The 17,261-nt window shown below is 44.1% G+C and carries 13 protein-coding genes; 10 read left to right on the top strand and 3 right to left on the bottom strand.

Going from position 1 to position 17,261, the window contains the following annotated elements; all coding sequences use genetic code 11:
- Positions 1-42 precede the first annotated feature (42 nt).
- From ACESZG_RS16035 to ACESZG_RS16015, 5 genes are all read left to right on the top strand, one after another.
- Positions 43-678 carry a corrinoid protein gene (locus tag ACESZG_RS16035; protein WP_173683214.1) on the top strand — a complete coding sequence of 212 codons (636 nt, stop codon included), beginning with the start codon at positions 43-45 and terminating at the stop codon, positions 676-678.
- A 140-nt stretch (positions 679-818) separates the two neighbouring features.
- Entirely contained in the window at positions 819-2,552 is a 1,734-nt protein-coding gene (locus ACESZG_RS16030; RefSeq protein ID WP_373218731.1) for an ASKHA domain-containing protein, read from the top strand.
- Positions 2,553-2,608: 56 nt separating this feature from the next.
- Positions 2,609-3,145, top strand: coding sequence for a DUF2284 domain-containing protein (locus ACESZG_RS16025; protein ID WP_062808264.1), 537 nt, complete (start codon positions 2,609-2,611; stop codon positions 3,143-3,145).
- A gap of 311 nt (positions 3,146-3,456) precedes the next feature.
- The gene (locus tag ACESZG_RS16020) at positions 3,457-4,092 is read left to right on the top strand and encodes a B12-binding domain-containing protein (protein WP_008705404.1); all 636 of its coding nucleotides are present in this window, start codon (positions 3,457-3,459) and stop codon (positions 4,090-4,092) included.
- Positions 4,093-4,199: 107 nt separating this feature from the next.
- Positions 4,200-5,750, top strand: a complete 1,551-nt coding sequence (locus tag ACESZG_RS16015) for a CdaR family transcriptional regulator (protein WP_022380245.1) — start codon at positions 4,200-4,202, stop codon at positions 5,748-5,750.
- 120 nt (positions 5,751-5,870) lie between these two features.
- Here ACESZG_RS16015 and ACESZG_RS16010 read toward each other — a convergent pair whose 3' ends face one another.
- The 3 genes from ACESZG_RS16010 to ACESZG_RS16000 all read right to left on the bottom strand — a co-directional run bounded on the left by ACESZG_RS16010 (position 5,871) and on the right by ACESZG_RS16000 (position 8,991).
- Positions 5,871-6,467, bottom strand: coding sequence for a 50S ribosomal protein L25 (locus ACESZG_RS16010; RefSeq protein WP_008705400.1), 597 nt, complete (start codon positions 6,465-6,467; stop codon positions 5,871-5,873).
- Between the two features lie 267 nt (positions 6,468-6,734).
- On the bottom strand, positions 6,735-7,850 hold the full coding sequence (gene glgD, locus ACESZG_RS16005; protein ID WP_173704665.1) for a glucose-1-phosphate adenylyltransferase subunit GlgD: 1,116 nt from the start codon (positions 7,848-7,850) through the stop codon (positions 6,735-6,737).
- A gap of 1 nt (position 7,851) precedes the next feature.
- Entirely contained in the window at positions 7,852-8,991 is a 1,140-nt protein-coding gene (locus ACESZG_RS16000; RefSeq protein ID WP_008705396.1) for a glucose-1-phosphate adenylyltransferase, read from the bottom strand.
- A gap of 442 nt (positions 8,992-9,433) precedes the next feature.
- Between ACESZG_RS16000 and ACESZG_RS15995 the strand changes: the two genes are divergently transcribed.
- The 5 genes from ACESZG_RS15995 (at position 9,434) to ACESZG_RS15975 (ending at position 17,254) form a co-directional block, all read left to right on the top strand.
- Entirely contained in the window at positions 9,434-10,834 is a 1,401-nt protein-coding gene (locus tag ACESZG_RS15995; RefSeq protein ID WP_008705394.1) for an exopolysaccharide biosynthesis polyprenyl glycosylphosphotransferase, read from the top strand.
- Positions 10,835-10,836: 2 nt separating this feature from the next.
- Positions 10,837-11,601, top strand: coding sequence for a glycosyltransferase family 2 protein (locus tag ACESZG_RS15990; RefSeq protein ID WP_020993233.1), 765 nt, complete (start codon positions 10,837-10,839; stop codon positions 11,599-11,601).
- Positions 11,602-11,929: 328 nt separating this feature from the next.
- A complete protein-coding gene (locus tag ACESZG_RS15985) occupies positions 11,930-13,288 on the top strand; it encodes an acyltransferase family protein (protein WP_055060165.1) in 1,359 nt (452 codons plus the stop codon).
- A 235-nt stretch (positions 13,289-13,523) separates the two neighbouring features.
- Positions 13,524-14,831: an adenylyltransferase/cytidyltransferase family protein gene (locus tag ACESZG_RS15980; RefSeq protein WP_008705390.1), complete on the top strand. Its 1,308-nt coding sequence runs from the start codon at positions 13,524-13,526 to the stop codon at positions 14,829-14,831.
- Complete coding sequence (locus tag ACESZG_RS15975) at positions 14,828-17,254, top strand: LicD family protein (protein WP_227219266.1); 2,427 nt, start codon at positions 14,828-14,830, stop codon at positions 17,252-17,254. The genes ACESZG_RS15980 and ACESZG_RS15975 overlap by 4 nt, the downstream gene beginning before the upstream one ends.
- The last annotated feature ends 7 nt before the right edge of the window (positions 17,255-17,261 follow it).

Genomic DNA, 17,261 nt, shown 5'->3' with positions numbered 1-17,261 from the left:
TGGTTAGAATCTGAAATTAAGAAATAACAGGAGGATTTGATTATGTCTAAGATAAATGAAGTTGCGGAATTAGTTGAAAAAGGGAAAGCGAAATTAGTAGGACCGGCTGTACAGGAAGCTATTGATGAGGGTGATGATCCGGTTGCGATTCTCAATGATGGTATGATCAGTGCGATGTCTGTAGTTGGCGAGAAATTCAAAAATGGTGAGATTTTTGTTCCGGAGATGTTGGTTGCAGCTCGTGCAATGAAGAAAGGTGTTGAGGTTCTGAAACCGCATCTGGCATCTGGTTCTACAGGTGCACTTGGTAAGGTTATCATTGCTACGGTTTCCGGTGACCTTCATGATATTGGTAAGAACCTGGTTGCCATGATGATTGAGAGTGCCGGATTTGAGGTGATCGATCTTGGGGTTGATGTTCCGGCGGCTAAGATTATTGAGTGCTATAAAGAGAATCCGGATGTTAAGATCATTGCGCTTTCTGCACTGCTGACTACTACTATGCCGGCTCTGAAGGAGACTGTTGAGGCGTTGAATGCGGCGGATTTCAGAGGTAATATTAAGGTTATGGTTGGCGGAGCGCCAATTACTGAGGAGTTTGCTGAGGAGATTGGGGCTGATGGTTATTCAGATGATGCGGCCAGTGCGGCTTCTCTGGCTAAGAAGTTGGCGGCCTGATCTGATTGGTTTATGCAGGTATTAGTATAAAATGAAAATATTATGAGGGGACTGCTCTGTGGAGTGGTCCCTTTGTGTTATGGAGTGGTATAATATTGTTGGTTGTTGTGATGCTTGGATTGGAAATGTGGGAGGTTTTTATGGCTTGGGTTAAGTTTGTGCGTGAAGGGATTGAGATAGAAGTGAATGCCGGGAGGTCTGTGTTAGAGGCGGAGATTCAGGCGGGACTGAGACCGGATGCGCCTTGTGGCGGTTTGGGGAAATGTGGGAAGTGTCTGGTTAAGATTAATGGTGAAGTGGTTAAAGCGTGTCAGGTGCGGATTGGTGAAGGTGAGACTTGTGTAGTGGAGACATTGGACAGGGCTGGTAATGAGAAGATTTTGACGAATGGATTTAACAGAGAAGTTGTGCTTGAACCGGGACTACGGATGGCGCAGGTTGAGCTGGAGAAGGCGAAAACAGGGGAAAAGCGGTCGGACTGGCAGAGGCTGCTGGATACGCTGGCGGAGACAGATGGTGAGGTTGAGCCGGGGCAGATGGAGGTGGATCTGAAGCTGGCGGGTGAATTGTATGGGATGCGCAGGGATTCTGATGAATGGTATGTGATTTACAGTAGACGGCGGATTCTGGAAATGAGGAAGGAAGCTGGTCGGAGGTGTCTGGCAGCGTTTGATATTGGGACGACTACCATTGCGGGGTATTTGCTGGATGGTGGGGATGGGAGGACTCTGGCAGTTGAGAGCAGGATGAATCCGCAGGCGCAGTATGGTGCGGATGTGATCATGCGGGCGAATTATGCGCTGGAGCATGGAACAGAAGCGTTAAGTATGTGTGTTCGGAAAGCGGTTAATGAGATGTTGGGAAGTCTGGCAGAGGATGCAGGGATAAGGAGAGAGGATGTTTTTCAGGTGTGTGTTGTGGGAAATACCTGTATGCATCATCTGTTTCTGGGGATTTCTCCGGCTTCGCTGGTACATGCGCCCTATACTCCGGCTGTGAGTGAGAGGCTGGTGCTGAATGCGGGGGATTATGGTCTGGCTGTGCAGGAGCGTGCAGAGTTGATTATGCTTTCGGATATTGCAGGATATGTGGGAGCGGATACCTGTGGATGTCTGCTGGCTATCAGGCAGGATCAGCAGGAAGAGATTTCTCTGATGATCGATATTGGAACGAATGGTGAGATGGTTCTGGGAAACAGGGAGCGGATGGTGACCTGTTCTACTGCGGCCGGGCCTGCTTTTGAGGGTGCGAAGATTGAGTGTGGAATGCGTGGCGCGGCCGGGGCTGTGGATCATGTGAAGTATGAGGATGGGAAGTGGAACTATACAACTGTTGGGAATAAGCCGGCGGTTGGTTTGTGTGGTTCGGGATTGATCGATCTGGTGGCGGGTCTTCTGGATGCTGGAATGCTGGATGAGAATGGTGTGCTGAGAAGCGGACAGGAGAAGCAAGGTGTGTTTATTCTGGTACTGCCAGAGCGGGGCGGTAATGAGAGAGGGGTTTATCTGACGCAGAAGGATCTCGGAGAGGTTCAGCTTGCGAAAGCTGCGATTGCAGCGGGAATTCAGATGCTTATGGAGCGGCTTGGGATTACAGAAGATGATATCTGTTCGGTATATATTGCAGGTGCTTTTGGCAACTATATGGATCCGGTCAGTGCCGGGAAGATTGGCTTGTTTCCGGCGACGCTTGTGAAGAAAGTGAAACCAGTGGGAAACGCTGCTGGTGAGGGTGCGAAGATCGCACTTGTGAATGAGAAGGAAATGCTGGAGATGGATGAGCTGGTGAGAAAGATTGAATTCGTTGAGCTGGCTGCTTCGGCTGATTTTCAGGATCATTTTATTGATGAACTGGGATTTGAGACAGGTGAATGATTTTATCTGCCTGATGAGGTTGCTATAGATTATACAAGAGAGTAAGGGGTTAGATTATGGATATAAAAAAAATAGAGCAAATGGGAATGGAGCAGGGGTTTTCGCATGTGGTGTTGCTGGATTGTGATACGATTGAGCTGAAGCCGGAGGTTCGACAGATGTGTGCAGCAGATACCTGTCATAAGTATGATAAGTGCTGGAGCTGTCCTCCGGGATGTGGCTCTCTTGAGGAATGTGAAGCGAAAGTCCGGCAGTATAAGTATGGGATTATTGTTCAGACAGTTGGTGAATTGGAGGATGCTTTTGATGGCGAGGGAATGATGGAAACGGAAGCCAGACATAAGGAGTATTTTGTGGAATTTGAGAAGAAACTTCGGGAGATTTATCCGGATATGCTGGCGATTGGTGCGGGATGCTGTACGAAATGTAAGGTCTGTACTTATCCGGATGCTCCATGCAGGTTTCCGAAACAGGCTTTCTCATCGATGGAGGCTTACGGGATGCTGGTAACACAGGTCTGCCAGGCCAATGAGCTACAGTATTATTATGGGGATTGTACGATTGCTTATACGAGCTGTTACCTTCTGGAATAACGTTACTGTTCACTCCGTTCACAGTAACGTAGCCAAAATTCATTCCAGATTGCCTGCGGCAATGGAATTTTGGCTTGTATGTCTCGGTATTTTGGCATATTCATGCCAAAATACCTCGCGGGACAGAGGTGTGTGAACAATAACGGAATAACATTTTAGCCGAATCAGGTAAGTCAGTTTTCGTTGTAAATAACAGTGAGCTATGATAAAATACAGATATTGAAAGCGCAGAGCGTGTTTGAAAAAACAAAAAATCCTTCGCCGCAGGGCGGGGGATTTTTGGCAGAAGGTATTAAGGGTGGCTTGAGGATATGACAGTACTGGAACAGTTAAGAAAAACAATTGAAGACGGACATCCGGGGGAGACAGAGAAGCTGGTGAGGGAGGCATTGAAGCAGCATATTCCTGCAGGGCGGATTGTGGAAGAGGCCATGACTCCGGCTATGCGAACAGTGGGGGAGAATTACAAATCCAATGGTGCGGATATTATTAAAATTCTGGCAGCAGCCCGAAGTGTGCGCAAGGGTTTTGAATTGTTGGAGGAACAGGACTCGCAGTTTGGCAGGAGGAATATCGGAACTGTAATCCTTGGAACGGTGGAAGGTGATCTGCATGATGTAGGTAAGAATCTGGTTGCGATCATGTTTCGTAGTGCCGGATTTAAGGTGATCGATCTGGGAGTGGATATTTCTGAGAAGCAGTTTCTGCGTGCAGTGAAGCAGAATCCTGATGTGTCGATCGTGTGTATCTCCTCGCTTCTGAGTACTTCAATCCCGGAGATGGAGCAGGTGGTGAAGTCTCTGAAACGAAGCAGCAATAAGCATAAATTTAAGATTATGGTTGGTGGAGGTGCAGTAACGGAGCAGCTGGCGAAGAATATGGGAGCAGATGCCTATACAGAGAACTGTATTGAGGCTGTGGAAGTTGCGAAGACGTTTATTGTGTGAGAACCGGGCTGACAGGTGCGTATGAGAAAGACATAGTGTGAGTTAAATTGCTATAGAATTGACTGGTAAAATAGGTGCTTCAATTATGTGACAGGAGGATTGTAGACTTGCAGCTGTCATCAGTTTATTTATATGAAAAAATAAAAGAGAAATATGAAATTACGGAAAGGGGAACTTTATCCGGTTCAGACGGATATCTGCGCCCCTTTTTGTGTTATGAAAAAAAAGAAACATTTCGACATGGGCATGTTTATGTGGTACAGAGATATGACAAAGAGTGGGAATCGGCAGTTCTGACTGCTGAAAATATACTCTGGGTATTTTGTGGGAGAGAGAAAATTGATGCTGCATCAGAAGAGTTTCAGCAGATTCCGTATATTCATATTGCACTTGATAGTCTGAAAGAAATAGCAGAATTTATGAATGATGTGCAGGAGATTTTTGATGCGGCTGATGAATGGGAACGGAAGATTCATGATCTGATGTTAGAACATGCCGGAATGGACAGGCTTTTGCAGGTGACATCGGAATTTCTGCAGAATCCGATGACTGTAACAGGACTGGATTTTACCTTTGTGGCGGAAGCGGGAAGCGAGTATCTGCCGCCGAGGGCGCGGCTGTATACAGATGACGGGTTGAATATGGAATATGTAAATGCACTTTTGCAGAATGAGACTTATCGAGATATGGCAGATACGCATGAATATGTGATGTTTCCGGCTTACATCAGTGGATGTCGTTCGATGAACAGAAATCTGTTTGTGGATGGGAAAGCAACTCACAGGCTGGTTTTGACTGAGTGCAGATCAGAGATTACACTGAGAGTTATCTGTGTACTGGATATTCTGGTGGAGAAACTGGAGTATTTGCTTGCGCATGAAGCGGAGGAAGAAGATCCGGACAGGGATATGGAGCAGATTTTTGTCAGGATTTTGTCGGACAGAACTGCGGATTATATGCAGGTGAGCAGAGAACTGAGTGAACTGGGATGGAGTGGAAATCATGAATATATGTGCCTGATCCTGCAGATTACCTATCTGAATCAGCAGAATCTTTCCACAAAGGCAATCTGCCGATATATTAAGAAGAAATTTGAGGATTCTGTGAGTTTTCTTTATCAGGATGAAATTGTGGCATTTTTTGACCTTACCAGACTTGGAAAAAGCCAGGAGGAAGTGGCCGGAAAACTGGTTTATTTTATCAGGGATACTTATCTGAAAGCCGGATACAGCAGGGTGATGACAGGACATATGAATCTGAGACGGCAGTATGTGCAGGCGAAGACGGCTTTGGATGTAGGAAGCCGTAAGAAGCCTTATCTGTGGATTCATTATTTCGGTCAGGTGGCATTGACTTATATTCTGGAACAGGCAACAAGAAGACTGCCGGGAACAATGATCTGTCATGAAGGGCTGCTGGAATTGAAGAAGCATGATGAGGAGAATCAGACTCAGTACATGGAGACATTGAGAGTGTATCTGGAGCAGCATCTCAGTGCAACCCAGGCGGCAAGGGAATTGTTTATCCACCGCAGTACGTTTCTTTACAGGCTGGACAGGATTAAGGAAATCCTGCAGTCTGAGCTGGATGATCCGGAGGAGATTTTTTATCTGGAATTGTCATTCAGGCTGCTGGAGCAGGAGCAAGAGAAAGAATAGTACGGGAACAGAATAGTGCAGATATCTGGAAAGGTCAATTATTTGTGGAGGGAGATGTTTTGATAAAAAAATTCAGGTACGCTTGAGCGTACCTGAATAAATGTTAAAAGAGATATTATGTTATTTAGCTTCTTCTTCGGCAGCAGCCTCTTCTTCAGCTTCCAGAGCCGGGTCTACGTGAACGGCGGCTACGGATACAACTGCAGCTTCAAGGTCTGTCTTTAAGTCTACATCTTTGTCCTGGGCGATGGCGAGGTCTTTGACTTTGATTACGTCGCCGACTTTCATGTCACCGACATCTACCATAATTTTGTCTACCAGTGCTGATGGGAGAGCTCTGAAGGAGATTTCTTCCAGATGCTGCTGTAATACACCGGCTTCCAGCTTGTCGTGGTTTACAAGTACGATCTCTGCTACGGAATGTACTTTCTCGTTGCTTACCAGTGCCTGGAAATCTATTTCATCCACCTGTCCTTTTAACGGATTGAACTGGATCTCTTTGATCAGTACGTCATATGACTGACCATCTACATCCAGCATAATCTGGCTTCCTTTGTTATTTGTCTTGAGAAGTTTCTCGACAGCAGATTTCTCGATTTTAACAGGAAGAGAACCTTCCATTTCTCTGCCAAATACGTTACCTGTAACGTAGCCTTCTCTTCTTAATCTTTTGGCCTTTGTGTCCATTGTTCTTTTTTCAGCTTTTAAAGTATTCATTTGACTTTTCCTCCATTTTACAGCTGAGGTGACACGCTTGACACTATCTTTAATTTATGAGCATCCGAAATGCTCCAGGTGGTGTTAAGTATTTTTGAGTATTCAGTTGTTTGTTCTTTATCTTTGTTACAGCTGTATTATAACACGCTAAAAATGAAATGCAAGAGGAAAATGTGAAGAGTTTGTGAAATTTAAGTAAACACAAACAAAGCCCTCCGGAAGTGACCGCTTCCGGGGGGCTTTGCATTTAATCTAATTAATCATTAATTACAGAGTATCATTTCTTCTGATATAACCAGGCTGTTCAGTCGGGGAAACGATTTCTTTTTTATGAACGAGTTTCGCCCATTTGTCGACTACTTCATTCTCTACGTGAACACCCTCACCTACAGTAGCTTCAGCGAGAACAACACTGTTTCTTACAACAGCACCTTTTTTAATGACGCATCCACGACCGATTACGGAATTCTCAACAGTACCTTCAATCTGGCAGCCGTTGGAGATTACGGAATTCTTCACATCTGCAGTATTGAAATACTGAGTCGGGCAGGAATCATTGGTACGTGTATAGATTGGCCAGTTATCATGGAAAAGTTCCTGAGCTGACTTGTAATTAAGGAGAGCCATGTTTGCAGCATAGTAACTTGGGAAGTCTGTAATGCTTGCAAAGAATCCCTTGTGTGCAACGCCGCGGATGTCCAGAGTTTCGCATTTATCATTCAGGATGTCTGCCAGTGTATACATGGAAGAAAGATTCTTGGCTTCTTTGATCAGGCTGATGAAAAGCTCTGTTTTCATAACACAGGTATCCATATAAACATACTGATTCTTTTTATTACCATGATTCGGTTCGATGGATTCCACACCTTTCTGGCGGTTCAGTCCCAGAACATTACAGGTAAGATAAGCCTCTTTTGCATTATCAACAGCGTGATAAAGGAGAGTAACATCTGCACCGGACTCAACGTGTGTATGTAAAAACTGGTTAAAATCAATTGAATAAACCATATAGCTCGGGGCAATGACAACATACGGATGATTCATTCTGCTGAGGGATTCCATGTTGTCCAGATAGCAGGAGATATCAGTATTGTAAATATCATTGTCATTATTGTGCTCTGAGAAGAGAAGCTGAAGTTTGCCGCTCTTGGAGTTGATATTGTAATGACGTCCTGTTCCAAGATGTTCTACAACAGAACGGGGTTTATTATTGATATAGACCTGAATACGGTCAATGTCGCTGTTGGTCATATTGGAGATAGGGAAGTCAATGACTCTGTATCTGCCAAGGAAAGAAAACGCACCGATTGGGCGATAATCCTGCATACCATCTACATAAATATTTCTCCCGGAAGAGCTTACGATTCCAAATGCCTTATACATATTATTCTGCCCCCTTTACGCGTTTCGCTACAAGCTCAATATGCTCACTGTCTGCAGTACCGACAACTGCACCTTTACCGATGCGGACACCGTCAGCTACAAGTGCACGCTGAACAACGGCACCTTCTTCTACAACAACACCCGGCATCAGTACACTGTCGATAATTCTGGCACCTGCACCAATCTTAACACCTGTAAAGAGAACGGAATGCTTAACTTCGCCCTGAACAACACAGCCCTGTGTGATATATGCATCTTTAACATCTGCTTCTGCGCTGATGTACTGTGGAAGTGCGGTAACATCTTCTGTATAAATCTTCCATGACGGATCACCCAGATCCAGTTCATTCTTGGAACTTAACAGATCCATGTTTGCTTCCCAGAGAGAGTCGATGGTACCAACATCTTTCCAGTATCCTTCAAATTTATATGCATAAAGAGTTCTGTTATCGTTAAGCATAGTAGGGATGATATCCTTACCGAAGTCATGGCTGGAATCCGGATTCTTGATATCAGCCATCAGCATCTTGCGGAGGAGTTTCCAGGTGAAGATATAGATACCCATGGATGCAAGGTTGCTCTTCGGATGCTCAGGTTTCTCTTCGAATTCTACGATACGTCCGGATTCATCAGTATTCATGATACCAAAACGGCTTGCCTCTTTCATCGGAACTCCGATAACTGCGATGGTTGCATCTGCCTTTGCTTCTTTGTGGGCTGCAAGCATCTTGTCATAGTTCATTTTATAAATATGGTCACCGGAAAGAACAAGAACGTATTCAGGATCAAATTTATCAATGAAATCAATATTCTGGGAGATTGCATCTGCAGTTCCGCGATATACATTCAGATTCTCATCTGCTTTCTCACGTGGAGGAAGAACGTAAACACCGCTGTTTTTAGCATCAAGACCCCAGCGACCGCCGGCTGCCACATAACTGTTCAGCTGGATAGATTCATACTGTGTAAGTACACCTACAACATCAACGCCACTGTTGGCGCAGTTGCTTAAAGGAAAGTCTACGATACGATATTTACCGCCGTATGAAACGGCCGGCTTTGCCACTTTATTGGTAAGATCATGCAGACGGCTGCCACGACCGCCGGCCAGGATCATGGCCAACATACTATTTTGTTTCATAATAGTGAACCCTCGCTTTCATTTGTTATGTATTATTATACATTTTCTCCTGACATTTTTCCATAGGTTTCTGAAAAAAATATGTAAAAACTTTGCTACAAACTAAGTAAAATCGACGAAAAATTATACATTATATACAAATATCGAGACGAATCGCATGACGGGGGATTAAAGATATTTGTAAATTATGCTTATAACGTACCAAAATTCATTCCAGATTGCCTGCGGCAATGGAATTTTGGCCTGTATGTCTCGGGATTTTGGCATATTCATGCCAAAACACCTCGCGGAATAATGCTGTGTGAACAGTAACATTTGTTCACAAATTTAAGTGAAACGGGTGGACGTATAATAGTTCTTACGTTATAATAGGTAGGAATTTATAGAAGAAACGCGTAACTGTGAAAATACTGAACAGTTACAGAGAAACAGAGGTTATCACGTGAGTAAAAGAGAAGATTATAAACGATTTATCGTATTTTGTCTGGCGAGTCTGGTGGTTCTGGCACAGGCGGCGGTCTTTGCATGGGTGTGGTATTCCGTTTACAGAGGACAGATTGACGAGCCTTTCTGGCGCAAAGGTAACTGGGTACTGATCGCAATCTACGGTCTGATGTTTGCCCTGTTTGCCAAATTGTACGGAGGACTTAAGGTTGGATATCTTAAGAGGATTGATGTATTTTATTCGCTGACACTGGCACTTTTGTGTACCAATGTGGTGGAATATCTGGAGATCACCCTGATCAACAGATGGTTCCTGAGCGTATGGCCTATGATCGAGATGACAGGAATACAGCTGGTGCTGATCATTATCTGGATATTTGGTTCAAGGTATATCTATTCCGGACTTTACCGCGCACGCCGGCTTCTGGTCATTTACGGTGACCGGGATCCGGGGGACGACCTGATCCATAAGATGAATTCCCGAAAGGATAAATATGACATCAGCGGCAAGGTACACATCAGTGTGGGAGAAGAAAAAATCCATCAGATGATGCAGGATTATGACGGCGTGATCATCTGGGATCTGCATTCAACAGAGAGAAACCGTTATCTGAAATACTGTTTTGCACATTCTGTCCGATGCTATGTGAGTCCGAAGATTTCGGACATCATTCTTATGGGAAGTGAACGCATCCATCTTTTTGACACACCGCTTCTGGTATCCAGAAATATGGGACTGGCAGTAGACCAGCGTGCTGCAAAGAGAGTTATGGATATTCTGATCTCAGGGATCGGCATTATAATCACTTCACCGATCATGCTGATCATAGCGATTGCGGTAAAAGCATACGACAGAGGTCCGGTGTTTTATTTTCAGGACCGTCTGACATTGGGTGGAAAGCCCTTTAAGATCTGTAAATTCCGCAGTATGTGCGTAGATTCGGAGAAAAACGGTGCAAGACTGGCATCCAAGCATGATTCCCGTATCACACCGGTAGGTCATGTGCTGAGAAATCTTCATCTGGACGAGCTTCCTCAGCTTTTCAATGTATTTAAGGGAGATATGTCTCTGGTAGGTCCGCGTCCGGAACGTGAAAGTATCATGCTTGAGTATGAGAAAGAGCTTCCGGAATTCTATTATCGTCTGAAAGTTAAAGCAGGTCTTACCGGATATGCGCAGGTCTACGGTAAGTATAATACAACTCCTTATGACAAATTAAAGCTGGATCTGTTTTATATTGAGAATTATTCCTTCCTGCTGGATATCAAGCTGATCTTTATGACAGTTAAAATCTTTTTCCAGAAAGAAGTATCTGAGGGAGTAGATGACAGACAGGTAAATGCGTTGAAGTATTCCGGGAAAAACGCCGGAGTGTCAGAGAATAAAACGGAGGAATGACAATGAATAAACCGCTGGTATCTGTGATCATGCCGGTTTACAACGGAGAAAAATATATTAGAAAGGCTGTGGAATCCGTCTATGAACAGGGAGTTTCGCTGGAACTTCTGGTGATCGATGACGGTTCTACAGACCATACAGAGGAAGTCCTGTCTGCCTATGAGGGCAGAGAGGACTTTCGGTATATTAAGAATGAACAGAATATGGGAGCTGCAGGCTCCAGAAACAGAGGAGTCGGGCTGGCACAGGGAACCTACATTGCTTTTCTGGATGCAGATGACTGGTGGGAGTCAGGCAAGCTGAAAGAACAGCTGAAACGTCTGGAAGAGACAGGATACGTGCTGTGTTCTACAGGGCGGGAACTGATGAAAGCGGACGGAAGCAGTACAGGACGGACAATCCCTGTAAAAGAGAAGATCACCTACAGAGAACTTCTGAAACATAACAGCATCAACTGTTCTTCGGTAATACTCAGAAGGGATGTGGCGCGTGAATTTCCCATGGAGCATGACGACAGCCATGAGGATTATATCACCTGGCTGAAAATCCTGAGAAAATACGGCTGTGCTGCCGGAATCAACAAACCCTATCTGAAATATCGTCTCAGCGAAGGCGGCAAATCCAGAAACAAACTGAAATCAGCAGCCATGACTTACAATGTCTACAGATACGCCGGTTACGGCAGGATCAGAAGCTGTATTTTTTTCTGTTCTTATGCTGTACATGGAATATGGAAATATTGCTACTGTTCACTTCGTTCACAGTAACGTAGCCAAAATTCATTCCAGATTGCCTGCGGCAATGGAATTTTAGCTTGTATGTCTCGGGATTTTGGCATATTCATGCCAAAACACCTCGCGGGATAGTGGTGTGTGAACAGTAACAAAATATTTCCATTGACCGAAATGTTAAGTTTCTATTCCATAAATCGTAAAAATATGTTATGCTTGTTGCAGTAAATATGACTTTGCGGTTAATTGCCCGTTACATTGCTGTGCGTTTTTTGTCTGCCGGTCATCTGAAGAATCTGGCAGAATGGGGTTGTATGTTCACACAGCAGAAGTCAGAAATATGATTAGAGGATAGTACTTAAACATGAAAATAAAAAAAGAGAGAGCGGCGGTGCCGTACTCCTGCCTGATCGATAACATTAAAGTTTTGCTTATCTTTCTGGTAGTATTTAACCATATTATTGCATTTAACCTTGTAAAGGTAGACACTGTAGTGAGATATGTGTGGTATGCGATTACGATTTTTCACATGCCTGCATTTGTTTTTATTTCAGGATATCTGTCAAAGAAACCTCAGAATGTGCTGAAGAATTTTAAGAACCTGCTGATCCCTTATGTTCTGGGATATACCTTAACCTGGTATTCACAGATATGGCTGGGCAGATCCGTAGATTATGAGATACTGCGTCCTACCGGAAGTGTCATGTGGTATATACTGGCACTGTTTATTTACCGCCTTACCATTGAGGCCCTGGGTAAGATCAGATTTATTGTTCCGCTCAGTATCCTGTTCGCATTATGGGCAGGAACCAGACCGGAATTTACCACATTCCTGTCATCATCAAGAATCGTGGTATTTTTCCCGTTCTTTGTTGCGGGGTATCTCTGGAAGAGTGAATATATCACAGCAATCCGTAAATTTAAGGGAAAATGGATCCTGGTGGCAATCTCCGGAGTCCTTTTGTGGGCGATACCGAATTATATGATCCCAAATGAAATGGGAATTGCTATTTTCCGAGGTAATCATGGATATCAGCTCTGTGGCCTGACGGATCCTCAGGGAGTGATCCTCAGACTGCTGATGTATCTGGTATCTTTCGTAGTTGTCTATACGATGCTTGCGTTAGTGCCGGACATCAAACTGCCACTCACCTATGTGGGACGACATACAATGGGAATTTATTTCTTCCATTATCCGATCATGATCATTATGAATGGTTTATATATCCTGATGCTTCCGGCAATGAACAATGTATGGGTGCTTCTGGGAGTATCACTGGTATTTGTACTTGTACTGGGAAGTCTGCCTGTGGATCTGCTCTATACGGGTGTTCTGAATCTGATCGCATTTATCCTGATCAAGAAGGATAAGACAGTCAGAGATGAAGGTCTGGAAGAAGAGTATGACAGCGAATATGATGAATATGAACTTCTCAGAAGAAAGAAAGCCATCGCAGAGCTTGCGGCAACGCTTGATTCAGAGAGTGAGCAGGACGAACATGTGGAGAAAGTAAATATGGACGAGGATACACCGGATCATACTTCTTCCGACAGTCATGAAGGCTTCAGCAATGTGGCCGGCATGGAGCTGGAGATTGAAGAAGATAATCTGGATGATATCCCTGATGAACTGATCAAAGGGGAAGAGGAGCTTTCGCTGGAAGACCTGATCCAGGAACTGGAAGCTACTACCAGAACGATGGACGACAATAAAGAACCATAAACACAAAGGAAGAGTTTTGAGATACAAAAACAGTATTTCAAAACTCTTCTTTTTGTAAAGTTAATGCGAATTTAACATTTTTGTAACGGACAGGTGACGGAAGTTGGGAAGTATGATATAATCAAAGTATCTATCGTATGGAGGTTACTGTGAACGGAGTGAACAGTAACGTATGGAGCAGGAAAACTGTTCGGCAAAATAAGAATATTTTTTTCAGGGGAGTTATGACGAAAGAATGAAGAGAGTAATCACATATGGCACTTTTGATCTTTTTCATAAAGGCCACTACAATATTATCAAAAGAGCAAAAGCACTTGGTGATTATCTGATCGTAGGTGTCACAAGTGAGAGCTTTGACATTGAGCGGGGCAAACTCAATGTGCGGGACAGCCTCATTAAGAGAATCGAGAATGTGCGAAGGACGGGGCTGGCAGATGAGATCATCATTGAAGAATATCAGGGACAGAAGGTCAATGACATCATTAAGTATGATATTGATGTCCTGGTGGTAGGATCTGACTGGAGAGGGAAATTCGATTACCTTAAGAACTACTGTGATGTAGTTTATCTGGAAAGGACCAAGAATATTTCCAGTACAAAGCTTCGCAGTGAAGGTGTTATCTTTAATATGGGAATCGTGACGGATGACATCCGGGATAATGATTTTGTGGAGGAATCCAAATATGTCAGCGGAGTTCATGTGGAACGTGTATTCAGCGAGGATCACGAGACTGCACAGAGATTCTGTGATAAATATGAGTTAGGTTCCTGCTGGAGCAGCTATGATGAATTTCTGGCAGATGTAGATATTGTTTATATCAAGACATCGCTGAACCGGAGAGCAGAATATATTGAGCGAGCGCTGAAAAAAGGAAAATATGTGATCAGTGATTCGCCCATGACACTTTCCTCAGAGAAACTGCGCTACCTGTTTCAGGTGGCAAGGGAGAACAATGTGGTTCTCATTGAACGGACCACACTGGTCTACCTACGGGCGTTTAATCAGCTGGTATGGCTGGTACACAGTAACCTGGTGGGAGATCTGGTAAGTGTCAAATGTGCAATCTCCCAGGATGATTTCGAGGGCGGCAGGACTTTTAATGAGACGGTCTGCACAGCTATCTGCGCAGTACTGAAACTGCTGGGAAAAAAATGCCAGGATATCAACACCAATGCGGTCCGCAATCAGGAAGGCCGTTTTGTATATGATATGATTTCCATGAAATACGCCGGTGCACTGGCGACTATTGAGATCGGAACAACGGTTGACATTGAGAATGAACTTGTGATCATCGGAAGCAACGGCAGGGTAACTATCCCTAATGACTGGTGGAACACCGGATACTTTGAAGCCAATATTTCAGGAAAAGAATTTCTGAAAAGGTACAGCTTTAACTTCGAGGGAAATGGTTTCCGCTATCTGCTGCAGGAGCTGATGATTATGATCAGAGACAAACGGACAGAATGTACCCGGCTTTTCTATGATGAGTCGGTAAGAATAATAGAAATTTTGGAAACAATCAACAGAAAGGACAATTCATGACGGAGAAACAGAAATACCTCCTGAAGCTTTTCAGGGAGGTTGATGAAATCTGCAGAGAACATAACCTCAGATACGTGCTGGCAGGAGGCTCCCTGATCGGAGCTCTCAGACATGAGGGATTTGTTCCCTGGGATGATGATGTAGACCTTTATATGCCACGTCCGGACTGGGAGAAATTCATAGAGATATGCAAAACAGAACTCCCGCCTGACAGAGAGATACAGTGTTCGGAGGTGGACAGAAACTATACAAATTCATTTCCGCGCTACGCATCCACCAATACCTGTGCCATCCATAAGAGCCAGATTATCGGGAAGGACTGTGGCGGAGAAATCATAGACATTCTTACACTGGATCCTGTTCCGGCTGACGACAAAGAATACGAGAAATATAGAACACACATGATGATCTACTCAGATCTTATCAATATTTCCGTAGGTTACAGTGACCGCTGGGAGATACCTGCATCCATGTATCTGAAGTATCTTCTTTCTTATATTTTTCTTGGTAAAAAAAGAACACTGGCAAAGCTTGAGAAGATCATGTTCTCTTATAAAGAAGAGGAATGTGACCGTTATGCCATGCGTTGGGGCGGCTGCCCATTTCTTTTTGATAAGGATATGATGTTCCCTGTAAAGGATGGCATCTTTGAGGGAAAAAAGGCAATGATCCCAAATAAGTGCAGTGACTATCTGATCTGGCATTATGGAGACGAGTGGTCATATATGCCTCCTCATGATAAGAGGGAGGGTCATGTAGCAGTGTGTGTAGATGATCTTCCTTATCAGGAGCTACGTGAAGAATACATGCCGAAGATCAATAAGGAAAGATTGCGCTGGGACAGTGTGTTCCGAAAGTTCTATAATATGTGCATTGCGAAAAAAAGCCATAAGGTCCGCCAGGATGGGCTTGCAATGAAAGCCCGCGCTGTTGCACTGGACCTGCAGAGAGCAATCGATGAATCAGGACTTAAGATCAGTGAGCTGGTGGAAAGCAGATCTTTCCGTAAGCTGAGTGCACTTTTTGGCTCTTATTATAAGAATCAGCTTAGTGCTGACTTTATCGGAAGAGAAGACTATACCAACATTTATGCTTTTTATCATCCAACACTTGTGGAGATACCTGACGATGTATTCTATGCGGCAATGCTTACTCTGTTTTATACAGAACGTGTGTCAAAGGCATATCGGATGATGCAGGTCCGTCAGCAGCTTGACCATCTGAGTCCTGAGATGGAGGGACTGAAAGAAGATATTGAGTTTTTCAGGAAAGCTGCGGATCATTATGAATTCCATCGGATAAAGGAGGCAGAACAGATCGTCAATGAGCTTCTGAAGAAATATCCGGGACATCCGGGATTTATGAAATTTAAGTGCAGGTTCCTGATGGAGGATGCGGGAGAGAACCGGATCGAAGCAGAACGTTTTCTTGATAAGGCTCTTAAAATGTTTCCTGAGGATGGTTATTTCCTGAAATATAAGGCAGATATCCTCTGGATGGATGGCGAGATGCAGAAAGCGGCAGAGCTTTATCTTCAGGTAAAGAATAAGACAACTAACGGAATTGTATGGATGGAGATGGACAGATTCTTCAGAGGATACAAATCTGAAATCCTGAAAAGCTGTGAAGAGCTTATTGCAAACCACAACAAGAAGGAGGCTCTCGCATTGATGGAGCTGTGGAGTCGTCTGATACCTGAGGATGATGATATCCAGGGAGCATTATATCTGGCAAAAACAGTGTGTGCACGTACGCAGAGCGAGATAGAGAAAGAAATCGGTGAAATCCGGGCTGTGATCGGCACACAGATGATCACGCCAGTCAGTGTGGAGAAAAATCCGGGAAAAAGCAGAAAACAGATAAAATCAGATAGAACATCAGATGAAACATCGGCTGATGATGTGAATAAAAAAGTATCAGATCCGTCAGCAGAAACTGAAGAAGTTAAAGCGCCGGCGGATATACAGGTTAAAGTTTCAGAAGAACATAAGATGTACAGGAAAGCTCTTACAAGAGCATGGAAGCGGCTGGGGTATTCCGATGAGCTTGCAGAACTGCGCACCCAGATCATCTGTACAGGTGAGGAGAGCGAACTGGAGTGGCTTGCAGAACAGGTACGAAACCGTCAGTTCCGCAGAGAAGAGAAAGCCTGCGCTTATAAGCTGGTGGGTGATGTCAGGATGAAACAGGGACAGACCAGGGAGGCTTTTGCAAATTATAGGAAAGCACTGGAATATGAGATGCCTTCTTATGTAAGAACAGAGCTGTACCGTATTTTTATCAATGATCTGAACGATGGCAGCAGACAGGCGAAAAGCTTTGGAAAGAAGACGGATATTACAGTTGTGCTTGATAAATGGCTTGATAAATATGAAAGTATTGAAGATATTAAGAAGATCGTGCAGACTGTAACTGTTAAGTGACATCAAT

Origin of the sequence: Blautia sp. Marseille-P2398 (genome assembly GCF_964240315.1) — a bacterium.
GTDB lineage: Bacteria > Bacillota > Clostridia > Lachnospirales > Lachnospiraceae > Blautia_A > Blautia_A wexlerae.
Note: the sequence above shows the minus strand (reverse complement) of the source record. Positions and strands in the feature narration are given on the sequence as shown.